The sequence below is a fragment of the Pseudomonas sp. NCIMB 10586 genome, from assembly GCF_023127895.1.
In the GTDB taxonomy this organism is placed as follows: Bacteria; Pseudomonadota; Gammaproteobacteria; order Pseudomonadales; family Pseudomonadaceae; genus Aquipseudomonas; species Aquipseudomonas synxantha_A.
The window spans coordinates 16,190-30,499 of the sequence record NZ_SPKQ01000051.1; the positions used below are offsets into that span (position 1 = coordinate 16,190).

A 14,310-nucleotide genomic window follows, 5' to 3' on the forward strand; every position below is an offset into this window, starting at 1 on the left:
GAGACTAGATCATTTCTCGCTCGAGATCGTTCCGCTTTCTTGAGGGGCTGCTGCGCAGCCCGACGGGAGCAAGCTCCCTCGCCACAGGAAGAGGTCAGACGCTGATGTTGTGGCTGGCCAGGAAGGCGACGAAGGCCTCCTCATCCAGCACTTTAAGGCCCAGCTCGCTGGCCTTGGCCAATTTGGAACCGGCTCCCGGCCCGGCGACCACGCAGTGGGTTTTCGCCGAGACGGAACCGGCCACCTTGGCGCCCAGGCTTTCGAGCTTGTCCTTGGCGACGTCGCGGCTCATCAACTCCAGGGAGCCGGTGAGTACCCAGGTGTGCCCGGCTTCGGGCAAGCCTTCAACGACCTTTTTCTCGCTCTGCCAGTGCATGCCGAAGTCCTTGAGCTGCTGCTCGATGGCCAGGGCATGATGGGCGTTGTCAGGGTTGTCGAAGAATTCGCGCACGGCCTTGGCTTGCTTCTCGGGCAGGGCCTGGCGCATATCCAGCCAATCGGCCTTGATCACGCCTTCCAGCGAACCGAACTTGTCTGCCAGTTTCTGCGCAGCTCCCGGCCCGACGGAAGGTACATGCAGCTTGTCGAGCAAGCCGCCCAAGGTGGTGCTGGCGGCGAATTCTGCGCTGAGTTCGCCTTGCTCCTGCAATTGCAGGCCGCATTCGTCCGGCGACAACAGTGCACCGATCACATCCTGGTTATGGCTGTCTTCAAAGAAGCTATGAATCTCGTGTGCCACTTCCAGGCCGACGTCGGGCAAGTAGGTCAGCACTTCAGGCAAAGCCTTCTGCACACGCTCCAGGGACGCCAGCGAGCGTGCCAGCACCTTGGCGGTCTCTTCGCCCACATCGGGAATACCCAGGGCGTAGATAAAACGCGCCAGGGTCGGGGTCTTGCTGTTTTCGATGGCGCTGATCAGCTTCTTGCTGGAGATATCGGCAAAGCCTTCCAGGTCGATGATCTGTTCGTACTTGAGCTTGTAGAGGTCTGCCGGCGAACCGATGAGTTTCTCATCCACCAATTGCTCGATGGTCTTGTCGCCCAGGCCGTCGATGTCCATGGCACGCCGCGAGACGAAATGGATGATCGCCTGCTTGAGCTGCGCGCCACAGGCCAGGCGCCCGACGCAACGGTACACCGCGCCTTCGCTGACGGTTTCCTTGCCTTTGCTGCGCTTGACCAGTTGCGTGCGCTCCACATGGGAGCCGCACACCGGGCAGTTCTCGGGGATCTGCACCGCACGGGCGTGCTCCGGGCGACGCTCGGTGACCACCGAGACCACCTGCGGAATCACATCACCAGCGCGGCGGATGATCACCGTGTCACCGATCATCAGCCCCAGGCGCGCCACTTCGTCCATGTTGTGCAGGGTCGCGTTGGACACCGTCACGCCAGCCACCTTGACCGGCTTCAAGCGCGCCACCGGGGTCACAGCACCGGTGCGGCCAACCTGGAATTCCACGTCGAGCAACTCGGTCAGCTCTTCCATCGCCGGAAATTTATGCGCAATCGCCCAACGCGGCTCGCGGGCGCGGAAGCCCAGTTCACGCTGGGACGCGATGCTGTTGACCTTGAACACCACGCCGTCGATTTCATAGCCCAGCGCATTACGGCGCTCGCCAATGTCGCGGTAGTAGTCCAGGCACTCCTGGATACCCTTGGCCAACTTCAGTTCGTGGCTGATCGGCATGCCCCACTTCTGCAACTGCTTGAGGTTGCCGATATGGGTATCGCTGATATCCGCGGTCACCTGGCCGATGCCATAGCAGCAGAATTCCAGCGGGCGGCTGGCAGTGATCTTCGAGTCCAGTTGGCGCAGGCTGCCCGCCGCGGCGTTGCGCGGGTTGGCGAAGGTCTTGCCGCCAACTTCCAGCTGCGAGGCATTCAGGCGTTCGAACCCGGCCTTGGACATGAACACTTCGCCACGGACTTCCAGAGTAGCCGGCCAGCCGCTGCCGTGCAGCTTGAGCGGAATATTGCGCACGGTGCGCACGTTGACGCTGATGTCCTCACCGGTAGTGCCGTCACCCCGGGTGGCGCCGCGTACCAGTTCGCCGTCCTGATACAGCAGGCTGACCGCCAGGCCATCGAGCTTTGGCTCGCAGCTGTACTCCACTGCCGCACCCGCGCCAAACAGATCGCCTACCGGCAGGTCGAGGCCCTCGGTCACCCGGCGATCAAACTCCAGCATGGTGGTTTCATCAAAGGCGTTGCCCAGGCTGAGCATCGGGATCTTATGCTTGACCTGGGTGAATGCCGACAGCGCCGCACTGCCGACCCGCTGTGTCGGTGAATCACGCGTCACCAGCTCCGGATGCTCGGCTTCCAGGGCCTTGAGCTCGTGGAACAAGCGATCGTACTCGGCGTCCGGAATGCTCGGCTCGTCAAGCACGTGGTAGCGATAGTTGTGCTGATCCAGTTCAGCGCGCAGTTCGAGAATGCGGGTGTGGGCGGCGGTCATGGGTGTTCTCTCATAAAGCAAAAGAGCAGCCGAAGCTGCTCAATATGTTAGTGCATGGATTCTACAGACAACGCTTATGATCGAACCTCAGCGTTTCTGTGTCAGGGCACGACGCTCGAACTCGACGATGCGCTGACGATAATGCTCGATGGTCTGGGCGGTCAGGACGCTGCGCTGGTCGTCCTTGAGCTCGCCGTTCAATTCCTGGGACAGCTTGCGAGCTGCGGCCACCATCACATCAAACGCTTGCTTGGGGTGACGCGGGCCTGGCAAGCCGAGGAAGAAACTCACCGCCGGAGTGCTGAACAGGTCGATATCGTCCAGGTCGAAAGTGCCGGGTTTGACCGCATTGGCCATGGAGAACAGCACTTCACCGTTACCGGCCATGCTCTCGTGACGGTGGAAAATATCCATCTCGCCAAAGCGCAGGCCGCTCTCAAGGATGTTCTGCAACAGCGCAGGGCCCTTGAAGCCACCGGCATCGCGGCAGATCACACTGATAACCAGGACTTCCTCGGCGGCCGGCTGATCGTTTACCGATTGGCGTGGCGCGCTTTTGGTCGGAGTTTCGTCGGGGAAGTCGTCATCACGGCTGCTGAAGCTCGGGCCGTCATCGACGTCGAGGTTCAGGTCACCTTGATGCGGCTCGGCAACCGCCGCGCCACCACGCTTGCCGCGCTTGGAGGACGGCTCGCGGGCTTCCCGCAACGGCGCGCTCATTGACGGCAAATCATGCTCGTCCAGTTGCGGCTCTTTGTGGGTATCCAGCACACGGGGCGGCCCCAGCAGCTCGGCGGCGCCGTCGTCGTCAGGCAAGTTGGACAGGTTTCGGTCCAAGCGGAACTTGAGCTTGCCCTTGCCACCGCGCATGCGGCGCCAGCCATCGAAAAGAATACCGGCAATGACAATGATGCCGATGACGATCAGCCACTCGCGCAGACCGATTTCCATGTAATCCCGTGCCTCTAATAAAAAATGCTGAAAAATAAGGGGTTTAGCACCGTGCAAACCGCTTTAAAACGTGGCGCCAACTCTATGTTCTGACTGACGTTTTGCCCACGCATACGAAAAATTGACATTAAACTAGCACGACCAAAGATAACTTTACACCGTCTGTCAAAATGCCTTGAACAAATATGTCCATTTGCCACTTTCGCCAGACCGGTAAATCGCCCTACGACGTACCGTAAATTCTCTCTCCTGGCATGGTTCAGGATTCCACCATTGCCATCGCCTCTTCCACATCCACTGCGACCAAACGCGAACAGCCCGGCTCGTGCATCGTGACCCCCATCAACTGATCCGCCATTTCCATGGCGATCTTATTGTGGGTGATGTAGATGAACTGCACAGTCTGGGACATCTCTTTGACCAACCGAGCGTAGCGTCCAACGTTAGCGTCATCCAGCGGCGCGTCAACTTCGTCGAGCATACAGAACGGCGCCGGGTTCAACTTGAAGATGGCAAATACCAGGGCCAATGCGGTCAGGGCTTTTTCGCCACCGGACAACAAATGGATGGTGCTGTTCTTCTTGCCCGGAGGCCGCGCCATGATCGTTACCCCTGTATCGAGTAGATCTTCGCCCGTCAGTTCCAAGTAGGCACTGCCGCCACCGAAAACTTTTGGGAATAACGCCTGTAAACCGCCATTAATCTGATCAAAGGTATCTTTGAAGCGGTTGCGGGTTTCCTTGTCGATCTTGCGGATCACGTTTTCCAGGGTGTCCAGGGCTTCGACCAGATCGGCATCCTGAGCATCCAGATAACGTTTGCGCTCGGACTGCTGCTGGTACTCATCGATCGCCGCAAGGTTGATGGCGCCAAGGCGTTGAATGCGCGCGGCAATCCGCTCAAGTTCTTCTTCGGCTTCCTTCTCGTTGGCCTGGGCGGTCAGGGTGTTGAGCACGCCATGCAGGTCATAACCGTCTTCGAGCAACTGGTCCTGCAAGGTCTTGCGGCGCACGGTGAGGGCTTGCCACTCCATGCGCTGTTGTTCGAGTTGGCCGCGGATCAATTGGGATTGCTGCTCGGCCATGGTACGGCGCTTTTCAGCGTCACGCAGTTCGCGGTCGGCATCTTCCAGGGCGATCTGCGCGGTCTTGAGCTCTACGTCGACGGTCATGCGCTTGTCGAGCAGTTCCTCAAGCTTGAGGCGCAGCTCTTCCAACGGCGCCTCGCCCTCCTCCAGGTTGAGGCTCAGTTGCTCACGTTTTTCGGTGAGGCGTTCGGACTGCATCTCCAGGCGCTCAAGGGCCTGGCGCGTGGAATCATGCTGGGCCCGCAGAGAGCCCAGGCGCACCGCCAACTGGTGAGCGTGATCCTTGTGCTGGCGAGCTTCCTGGCGCACGCGGTCGAGGCGTTCGCGCAGGCTGTCACGCTGGGCCAGCAGCAACTCGCGCTGCTCGGTATCCAGCGCCATGCTGTCGAGGGCTTCCTGCAATTGCAGGCGCGCTTCGCCAACCTGCTCATGTTCAAGGGCGCGCTGTTCGCCCATCTCGGCCACTTCTTCGTCAAGGCGGGTGCGGCGCAGGGTCAGTTGTTCGACCTTGGCTTTGCTCGCCGACAGTTGGGCTTTCAATTCGCCTTGCTGGCGCGCTTCGTCTTGCAACAAGCGGCGCAGGTGTTCGCGGCCGGTCTCTTGCTGGCGCTGGGTGGCGCGCAGGGTTTGCAGTTCGGTTTCCAGGCTTTCGAGGGTGGCTTCGCGCTCATCGCGTTCGGCGATCAGGTTGACGATTTCCTGGCCGCGGGCCAATACGCCACTTTCCGCTTCGCTGGCACGGCGCACGCGCAGGAAATGTCGGCCGATCCAATAACCGTCGCGACTGATCAGGCTTTCGCCGGCGCTCAGTTGACCGCGCTGGGCCAGGGCCTGTTCAAGTGACTCAACCGGCTTGACCTGGCCCAGCCATGGCGACAAATCAATTGCTGCCTCGACCTTGTCCAGCAGGCTGCCCGGTACTCGCGTGCCGTCGGCCGCGGGGCTGAGCAGACGCAAATCGCCCTGGGCGAAACCGGCCAGGTCGAAGCCGCCAAAATCATCCACCAGCACCGCTTGCAGGTCAGCACCAAGTACGGTCTCCACCGCAAGCTCCCAACCGGTTTCTACCTTCAGGCCTTCGGCCAGGCGCGGGCGCTCGGCCAGATGCTGGTCGCGCAGCCATTCGGCGGTGCCGGTGCCAGGGTCCAACGCGGCTTGCTGCAAGGCTTCAAGAGATGCCAGGCGCCCATTGAGCCTTTGCAAATCGCCCTGGGCCTGCTGCTGCGCCTGGGTTGCCGTATGCAGTTGCTGACGCAATTGCTCCAGGCGTTCCACCTGTTGTTCCTCGCTGGCTTCCAACTCTTCCAGCGTCATTTCGCTTTCGGCCAGTTGCTCGCTCAGCGCCATGATCGCCGCGTCTTCGGGGTCGGCGGCGAGCAATACACGTTCTTCCTGCAGGCGACGCTGGCGTTCGGCCAGGCGCTCCATGCTGGTTTCCAGTTGCTGAATGCGCGACTGCTGCACCTCGGCCTGGCGACGCGGCTCGGCCGATTGCAGGTTGAAGGTATCCCACTGCTCCTGCCAGGCGTGCATGGTGGTTTCGGATTCTTCCAGCGCGGCGGCGGCCTCTTCGGCGACGGCGTTGGTGATTTCCTGCTCGGGGGTGAGCATGTCCAGCTCTTCGCCGAGGGTCAGCAGCAAGGTGCGGTCATGGCCCAGGTGCGACTCGGTTTCCAGGCGGGCGCGCTCGGCCTCCTTCAAGTCATCCTGCAACTGGCGCAAACGCTGCTGGCCGTGCTGGATGCTCTGCTCGACCCGAGCGATATCGCCCCCCACCGAATAGAAACGCCCCTGCACCAGATTGAAGCGTTCGGACAATTCATGGTGCCCGTCACGCAAGCGTTCGATGCTGGCATCAGCATTGCGTTGCTCGGCCACCAGCGCCTCAAAGCTGACCTCCTGGGTGCCAATGATCGCTTCGCGCTGGCCCACTTGATCGTTCAGTGCCTGCCAACGCAGGGCCGACAGTTGCGCCTTGAGCTGGCGCTCTTCGCCCTTGTATTCCTGATACTTCTCGGCGGCCTGGGCCTGGCGGTGCAGACGCTCCAACTGGCGCTCAAGCTCTTCGCGCAGGTCGGTCAGGCGGGCGAGGTTTTCATGGGTACGGCGGATGCGGTTTTCAGTTTCGCGGCGGCGCTCCTTGTACTTGGAAATGCCGGCTGCTTCTTCGATAAAGTTACGCAGGTCTTCGGGCTTGGCTTCGATCAGCTTGGAGATCATGCCCTGTTCGATGATCGAATAGCTGCGCGGGCCCAAGCCGGTGCCAAGGAAGATATCGGTGATGTCCCGACGGCGACACTTGGTGCCGTTGAGGAAGTAACTGTTCTGGCTGTCGCGCGTGACTTTGCGGCGAATGGAGATCTCTGCGTAGGCGGCGTATTCGCCGACCAGGGTACCATCAGAGTTGTCGAACACCAGTTCGATGCTGGCCTGGCTCACCGGCTTGCGGCTGGTGGAGCCGTTGAAGATGACATCGGTCATCGACTCGCCACGCAGGTTCTTCGCCGAGCTCTCGCCCATCACCCAGCGTACGGCGTCGATGATGTTCGACTTGCCGCAGCCATTGGGTCCCACTACCGCTGCCATGTTGCTGGGGAAGTTCACGGTAGTCGGGTCGACGAAGGATTTGAACCCCGCCAACTTGATGCACTTGAGCCGCACGCTTAGGCGTCCGCCAACGCAGCGATGACCAGCGAGCTACTGCGCTGGCAGTAGGCCGACAGCACCAGGCGAATCTGCACCAGATCACGGGCGAGCACCGCGGCGAGCAATTGCTCGAACAGTGCCTGGAACTCGCTCATGGACGCCTTGCGCTGATCCAGGGCCAGGTAATAAGCGCGGTTCATCGCCGGCTGCAGGTTTTCAACGGTTTCCTGCAAATAAGGGTTGTTGGCGAAGGGATACGCGGCGCGCATCACGCTGAAGCTTTCTTCGACGAAGGCGCGGATGTCCTCGCGCTCCAAGCTCAGCTGCAGGCGTTGCTGGATCTGCAGGAACGGCGCCATATCGGCCTGGGTCTGCCAGCCTTCGGCCACTGCATTGCCGAGCAGGATGTACATCTCGCCCATCAACGTACACAGGCTCTGCACCTTGTGCGCGGTGAGCTCGGTGACGTGGGCGCCACGGCGCGGCAGGATCGCGATCAGATGGCGGCGTTCGAGGATCAGCAAGGCTTCGCGCACGGAACCGCGACTGACGTTGAGCGCCAGCGTGACCTTCTGTTCCTGGATCCGCTCCCCAGGCTTGAGTTCGCCGCGAATGATACGTTCGGCGAGGTGGTGAGCGATTTGCTCGGCGAGACTGTCCGGCGCCTTGAACGTCATGTTTTCCCTTCAAAATCTTCTATCGGTACAAGCGCGGCAGTGTAGCGCATTGGCCCGCTGATGGCGCTACGCCCACCGTGGCGAATTTGGCATGAAATAAGCAACGTTAACAGCCCACACGCCGCCAAAAACACCGGTTCCAGAAGACTGAACCATAATTGAAAGTGTTGCGATCGCATTTTCTTGACCCTTAGGTCAGAAAACCATTGACCGAAAAGTCAGACATGACTAGATTCGGCGCAAAGCGGTTAACAACAATAATGAGTCTGCGAGGCCTTCCGTGATCCAGTTTTTACTCAACCAGGAACTCCGTAGCGAGCACGCCCTGGACCCCAACCTGACCGTGCTCAACTATCTGCGTGAGCATGTGGGCAAATCCGGTACCAAGGAAGGCTGCGCCAGCGGCGACTGCGGTGCGTGCACGGTGGTGGTCGGTGAGCTGCATACCGATGGCCAAGGCACCGAGCAGATTCGTTACCGCAGCCTCAACTCCTGCCTGACTTTCGTGTCGTCGCTGCACGGCAAACAACTGATCAGCGTTGAAGATCTCAAGCACCAGGGCCAACTGCACAGCGTGCAACAGGCCATGGTCGAGTGCCATGGCTCGCAGTGCGGCTTTTGCACCCCGGGTTTCGTGATGTCGTTGTTTGCCCTGCAAAAGAACAGCGACGCCCCCGACAGCCACAGAGCCCATGAAGCCCTGGCCGGCAACCTGTGCCGCTGCACAGGTTATCGCCCGATCCTGGCCGCCGCCGAACAAGCCTGCTGCAACAAGCCTCAGGATCAGTTCGACTACCGCGAGGCCGACACCATCGCCCGCCTTAAAAGCATCGCGCCCACCCAGACCGGCGAGCTCAACAGCGGTGACAAACGCTGCCTGGTGCCCTTGACCGTCGCCGACCTGGCCGACCTCTACGACGCCTATCCGCAAGCCCGCCTGCTGGCCGGCGGCACCGACCTGGCGCTGGAAGTCACCCAGTTCCACCGCACCCTGCCGGTGATGATCTACGTCGGCAACATTGAAGACATGAAGCGCATCGAACATTTCGACGACCGCCTGGAGATCGGCGCGGCCACCGTTCTCTCCGATTGCTACACCGCGCTACACCATGAATACCCGGACTTCGGCGAACTGCTGCAGCGCTTCGCCTCCCTGCAAATCCGCAACCAGGGCACCCTGGGCGGCAATATCGGCAACGCCTCACCGATTGGGGATTCGCCGCCACTGTTGATTGCGCTCGGAGCCCAGATCGTACTATGCAAAGGCAACACCCGCCGCACGCTGGCGCTGGAAGACTATTTCATCGATTACCGTGTCACCGCCCGCCAGGACAGCGAGTTCATCGAGAAGATCATCGTGCCCAAGGGCCACGCACTGTTCCGTGCCTATAAGGTGTCCAAGCGCCTGGACGATGATATTTGCGCCGTGTGCGCGGCGTTCAACCTGAACATCGACAACGGTGTGATCAGCGCGGCGCGCGTTGCCTTCGGCGGCATGGCTGCCACACCAAAACGCGCAAAAAGTTGCGAGGCCGCGCTGGTGGGCGCCATCTGGAACTCGGCCACGGTCGAGAAAGCCTGCGCCGCCCTGGCACAGGACTTCACCCCGCTGTCGGACTTCCGCGCCAGCAAGGAATATCGCCTGCTCAGCGCGCAGAACCTGCTGCGCAAATACTTCATCGAACTGCAAACGCCGCACATCGAGACTCGGGTGACCGCTTATGTCTAACCATCACGCCGTCGTAAAGACCCAGGCCGAACTTGCCGAACTGTTTGCCCAGGATCTCACCTCCGGGGTCGGGCGCAGCGTCAAGCATGACAGCGCCGCCAAGCACGTCAGCGGCGAAGCGCAGTACATCGATGACCGCCTGGAATTTCCCAACCAGTTGCACCTGTATGCGCGCCTGTCCGACCGTGCCCACGCCCGCATCCTCAGTATCGACACTGCGCCCTGCTACGCCTTCGACGGCGTGCGCATTGCGATTACCCACGAAGATGTACCAGGCCTGAAAGACATCGGGCCGTTGATGCCCGGCGACCCATTGCTGGCCATCGACACTGTGCAGTTCGTCGGCCAGGTGGTGCTGGCCGTGGCGGCCCGTGACCTGGAGACCGCGCGCAAGGCGGCGATGGCGGCAGTGATCGAATACGAAGACCTGGAGCCAGTGCTGGATGTGGTCGAGGCCTTTCGCAACAAGCATTTCGTGCTCGACAGCCACACCCACCAACGCGGCGATTCGGCGTCTGCGCTGGCGAGTGCCAAGCACCGTATCCAGGGGACCCTGCATATCGGCGGCCAGGAACACTTCTATCTGGAAACCCAGATCTCTTCGGTAATGCCCACCGAAGACGGCGGCATGATCGTCTATTGCTCTACGCAAAACCCCACCGAAGTGCAGAAGCTGGTGGCCGAAGTGCTTGACGTGTCGATGAACAAGATTGTCGTGGACATGCGTCGCATGGGCGGCGGGTTCGGCGGCAAGGAAACCCAGGCCGCCAGCCCCGCCTGCCTGTGCGCGGTGGTAGCACGCTTGACCGGCCAGCCGACCAAGATGCGTTTGCCGCGGGTTGAAGACATGCTGATGACGGGCAAGCGTCACCCGTTCTATATCGAGTACGACGTGGGCTTCGACGACAACGGTCGCCTGCACGGGATCAACCTGGAACTGGCGGGTAACTGCGGCTGCTCGCCAGACCTGTCCAACTCGATTGTCGACCGCGCGATGTTCCACGCCGACAATTCGTATTACCTGGGCGATGCGACGGTCAACGGCCATCGCTGCAAGACCAACACGGCCTCCAACACCGCCTACCGCGGCTTCGGCGGTCCCCAAGGCATGGTCGCCATTGAGGAAGTGATGGACGCCATCGCCCGCCATTTAGGCCAAGACCCACTGGCGGTACGCAAGGCCAACTACTACGGCAAGACCGAGCGCAACGTCACCCACTACTACCAGACCGTCGAGCACAACATGCTCGAAGAGATGACCGCCGAGCTCGAAGCCAGCAGCCAATATGCCGAACGCCGCGAAGCGATCCGCCTGTATAACGCCCACAGCCCGATCCTGAAAAAGGGCCTGGCGCTGACCCCGGTGAAATTCGGCATTTCTTTCACCGCAAGCTTCCTGAATCAGGCCGGCGCGCTGATTCATATCTACACAGACGGCAGCATCCACCTGAACCACGGCGGCACCGAGATGGGCCAAGGCTTGAATACCAAGGTCGCGCAAGTGGTGGCCGAAGTGTTCCAGGTGGACATCGACCGCGTGCAGATCACCGCCACCAACACCGACAAGGTGCCCAACACCTCGCCCACTGCCGCTTCCAGCGGCGCCGACCTGAACGGCAAGGCGGCACAGAATGCCGCCGAGACCATCAAGCAGCGCCTGGTGGAGTTCGCTGCGCGCAAGTACGACGTCAGTGAAGCGGACGTAGAGTTCCGCAACGGCCATGTGCGCGTGCGCGAGCAGATCCTGACGTTCGAATCGTTGATCCAGCAGGCGTATTTCGGCCAGGTCTCGCTGTCGAGCACCGGTTTCTACAAGACCCCGAAAATCTTTTACGACCGCAGCCAGTCGCGCGGACGACCGTTCTACTACTACGCGTTCGGCGCCGCGTGTTGCGAAGTGATCGTCGACACCCTGACCGGCGAATACAAGATGCTGCGCACCGACATCCTCCACGATGTGGGCGCTTCGTTGAACCCGGCCATCGACATCGGCCAGGTCGAAGGCGGCTTTATCCAGGGCATGGGTTGGCTGACCATGGAAGAACTGGTGTGGAACAACAAGGGCAAGCTCATGACTAACGGCCCGGCCAGCTACAAGATCCCGGCCGTAGCGGACATGCCGCTGGACCTGCGGGTGAAACTGGTGGAGAACCGCAAGAACCCGGAGGACACAGTATTCCATTCCAAGGCCGTGGGTGAGCCGCCGTTCATGCTCGGGATTGCTTCGTGGTGCGCGATCAAAGATGCGGTGGCGAGTTTGGCTGACTATCGCCAGCAACCAAAGATCGATGCGCCGGCCACGCCCGAGCGGGTGTTGTGGGGGTGTGAGCAGATGCGGCAGTTGCGGGCGGCGAAGGCTGTCGAGGCTGACACTGAATTGGCTTCGCTCTAGACCCAGGCGCTGCCATCGCGGGCAAGCCCGGCTCCCACATTTTGAGGTGCTAACCCGATCAAATGTGGGAGCTGGCTTGCCTGCGATAGCGGCCGAACTAACAGCAGAAATGTTGAGGTAGACATGGACAACTGGATCAGCGCCCTCGCCACCCTGCAAAACCAGGGCGAACCCTGCGTACTGGTGACCATCATCGAAGAGCTGGGCTCCACGCCACGTAATGCCGGTTCCAAGATGGTGATCAGCGCCGCACACACCTTCGACACCATCGGCGGCGGGCACCTGGAATACAAGGCAATGCAGCTCGCTCGCGACATGCTCGTGCGCGGCCAGCAAACCACTCATCTGGAGCGCTTCAGCCTCGGCGCGAGCCTGGGCCAGTGCTGCGGTGGCGTGGCGGTATTGCTGTTCGAACCCATGGGCCAGGTGCAGGCGCAGATCGCGGTGTTTGGCGCCGGCCATGTCGGGCGTGCGCTGGTGCCGTTACTGGCAAGCTTGCCCTGCCGCGTACGCTGGATCGATTCCCGTGAGCAGGAGTTTCCGGAGCACATCCCGCAAGGCGTGCGTAAAATCGTCAGTGAAGAACCGGTCGATGAAATTGCCGACCTGCCCGCGGGCAGTTACTGCATCGTCATGACCCACAATCACGCGCTGGACCTGGAACTCACCGCCGCCCTGCTCAAGCGCAATGACTTCGCCTACTTCGGCCTGATCGGCTCGAAAACCAAACGCGTCAAATTCGAACACCGCCTGCGTGACCGCGGCTTCGACACCGCACGGTTGCAACGCATGCGCTGCCCCATGGGCCTCACCGAGGTGAAGGGCAAGTTGCCGGTAGAGATCGCCATCTCCATCGCCGGCGAAATCATCGCCACCTATAACGCCAATTTCGGCCAGCACACTGCCGGCGCCGAACCCATTGCCAAACTGCTGCCGGCTTCGCGCCGCAGCCAAGCTATCAATTGAGATAACCATGCCTTCGACTCGCAAAGCCTACCGCGCCGCCATCCTGCACAGCATCGACGACCCTGCCATCGTTGGCATCGACGCCTCCTACGAGTATTTCGAAGACGGCCTGCTGGTGATCGATAACGGCCAGATCAGTGCGCTCGGCCACGCCAGCGACCTGCTGCCGACGCTGCCCGCCGACATCGACATCACGCACTACCAGGACGCATTGATCACCCCCGGCCTGATCGACACCCATATCCATCTGCCGCAAACCGGCATGATCGGCGCCTACGGCGAGCAATTGCTGGATTGGCTCAACACCTACACTTTCCCCTGTGAAAGCCAGTTCGCCGACAAGGCCCACGCCGATAACGTCGCGGATATCTTCATCAAGGAGTTGTTGCGCAACGGCACCACCACCGCACTGGTGTTCGGCAGCGTACACCCGCAATCGGTGAACTCGTTTTTTGAAGCGGCCGAGAAACTCGACCTGCGCATGATCGCCGGCAAAGTGATGATGGACCGCAACGCGCCGGACTACCTGACCGACACACCTGAATCCGGCTATCAGGAAAGCAAGGCGTTGATCGAACGCTGGCACGGCAAAGGCCGCCTGCATTATGCCGTTACGCCACGCTTCGCCCCCACCAGCACGCCTGAGCAACTGGCGCTGGCCGGGCAATTGCTGGGCGAATACCCAGATCTGTACATGCAGACCCACATCAGTGAGAACAAGCAGGAAGTCGAGTGGGTAAACGAGCTGTTTCCCGAGCGCAACGGCTACCTGGACGTGTACGACCATTACAAACTGCTCGGCGAGCGCTCGGTGTTTGCCCACGGCGTGCACCTGTGTGACGACGAATGCGCACGGCTGGCGGAGACCGGCTCGGCGGTGGCGTTCTGCCCAACGTCGAACTTCTTCCTCGGCAGTGGGTTGTTCAACTTGCCCATGGCCGAGAAACACAAATTGAACGTAGGCCTGGGCACCGACGTGGGCGGCGGCACCAGCTTCTCGCTCCTGCAAACACTGAATGAAGCCTATAAGGTCATGCAGTTGCAGGGAGCGCGGTTGAGCCCGTTCAAGTCGCTCTATCTGGCGACCCTGGGCGGTGCGCGCGCGTTGCGCCTGGAAGACAGGATCGGCACATTGCAGCCGGGGACGGATGCGGACTTCCTGGTGCTGGACTACAACGCCACGCCACTGCTCAACTATCGCTTGAAGCAGGCCAATAACATTGCCGAGACGTTGTTTGTGCTGATGACGCTGGGGGATGATCGGGCAGTGTTGCAAACCTATGCAGCCGGCCAGTTGGTGCACCAGCGCTGATCTCAGAGACACCACAAAACCAATGTGGGAGGGGGCTTGCTCCCGATAGCGGTGTGTCAGTCAGCCTATCTGCTCCTGACACTCTGCTA

General features: G+C 60.9%; 8 protein-coding genes. 4 read left to right on the forward strand and 4 right to left on the reverse strand.

Annotated features, from left to right (window positions below; all coding sequences use genetic code 11):
- Nucleotides 1-94: 94 nt before the first annotated feature.
- The 4 genes from ligA to E4P01_RS26395 all read right to left on the reverse strand — a co-directional run bounded on the left by ligA (nt 95) and on the right by E4P01_RS26395 (nt 7,822).
- A complete protein-coding gene (gene ligA, locus E4P01_RS26380; RefSeq protein WP_216091947.1) occupies nt 95-2,461 on the reverse strand; it encodes an NAD-dependent DNA ligase LigA in 2,367 nt (788 codons plus the stop codon).
- A gap of 87 nt (nt 2,462-2,548) precedes the next feature.
- Nucleotides 2,549-3,412: a cell division protein ZipA gene (zipA, locus tag E4P01_RS26385; protein WP_005790323.1), complete on the reverse strand. Its 864-nt coding sequence runs from the start codon at nt 3,410-3,412 to the stop codon at nt 2,549-2,551.
- Nucleotides 3,413-3,671: 259 nt separating this feature from the next.
- On the reverse strand, nt 3,672-7,160 hold the full coding sequence (gene smc, locus E4P01_RS26390) for a chromosome segregation protein SMC (RefSeq protein WP_216091948.1): 3,489 nt from the start codon (nt 7,158-7,160) through the stop codon (nt 3,672-3,674).
- A gap of 2 nt (nt 7,161-7,162) precedes the next feature.
- Nucleotides 7,163-7,822, reverse strand: a complete 660-nt coding sequence (locus E4P01_RS26395; RefSeq protein WP_005790326.1) for a GntR family transcriptional regulator — start codon at nt 7,820-7,822, stop codon at nt 7,163-7,165.
- Nucleotides 7,823-8,102: 280 nt separating this feature from the next.
- On the opposite strand from E4P01_RS26395, the gene xdhA reads away from it, so the two are divergent.
- The 4 genes from xdhA (at nt 8,103) to guaD (ending at nt 14,221) form a co-directional block, all read left to right on the forward strand.
- Complete coding sequence (xdhA, locus tag E4P01_RS26400; RefSeq protein ID WP_216091949.1) at nt 8,103-9,551, forward strand: xanthine dehydrogenase small subunit; 1,449 nt, start codon at nt 8,103-8,105, stop codon at nt 9,549-9,551.
- Entirely contained in the window at nt 9,544-11,943 is a 2,400-nt protein-coding gene (xdhB, locus tag E4P01_RS26405) for a xanthine dehydrogenase molybdopterin binding subunit (RefSeq protein WP_216091950.1), read from the forward strand. Before xdhA ends, xdhB begins: the two co-directional genes overlap by 8 nt.
- 123 nt (nt 11,944-12,066) lie before the next feature.
- On the forward strand, nt 12,067-12,909 hold the full coding sequence (xdhC, locus tag E4P01_RS26410; RefSeq protein WP_216091951.1) for a xanthine dehydrogenase accessory protein XdhC: 843 nt from the start codon (nt 12,067-12,069) through the stop codon (nt 12,907-12,909).
- A 7-nt stretch (nt 12,910-12,916) separates the two neighbouring features.
- The gene (guaD, locus tag E4P01_RS26415) at nt 12,917-14,221 is read left to right on the forward strand and encodes a guanine deaminase (RefSeq protein WP_216091952.1); all 1,305 of its coding nucleotides are present in this window, start codon (nt 12,917-12,919) and stop codon (nt 14,219-14,221) included.
- Nucleotides 14,222-14,310: the final 89 nt, after the last annotated feature.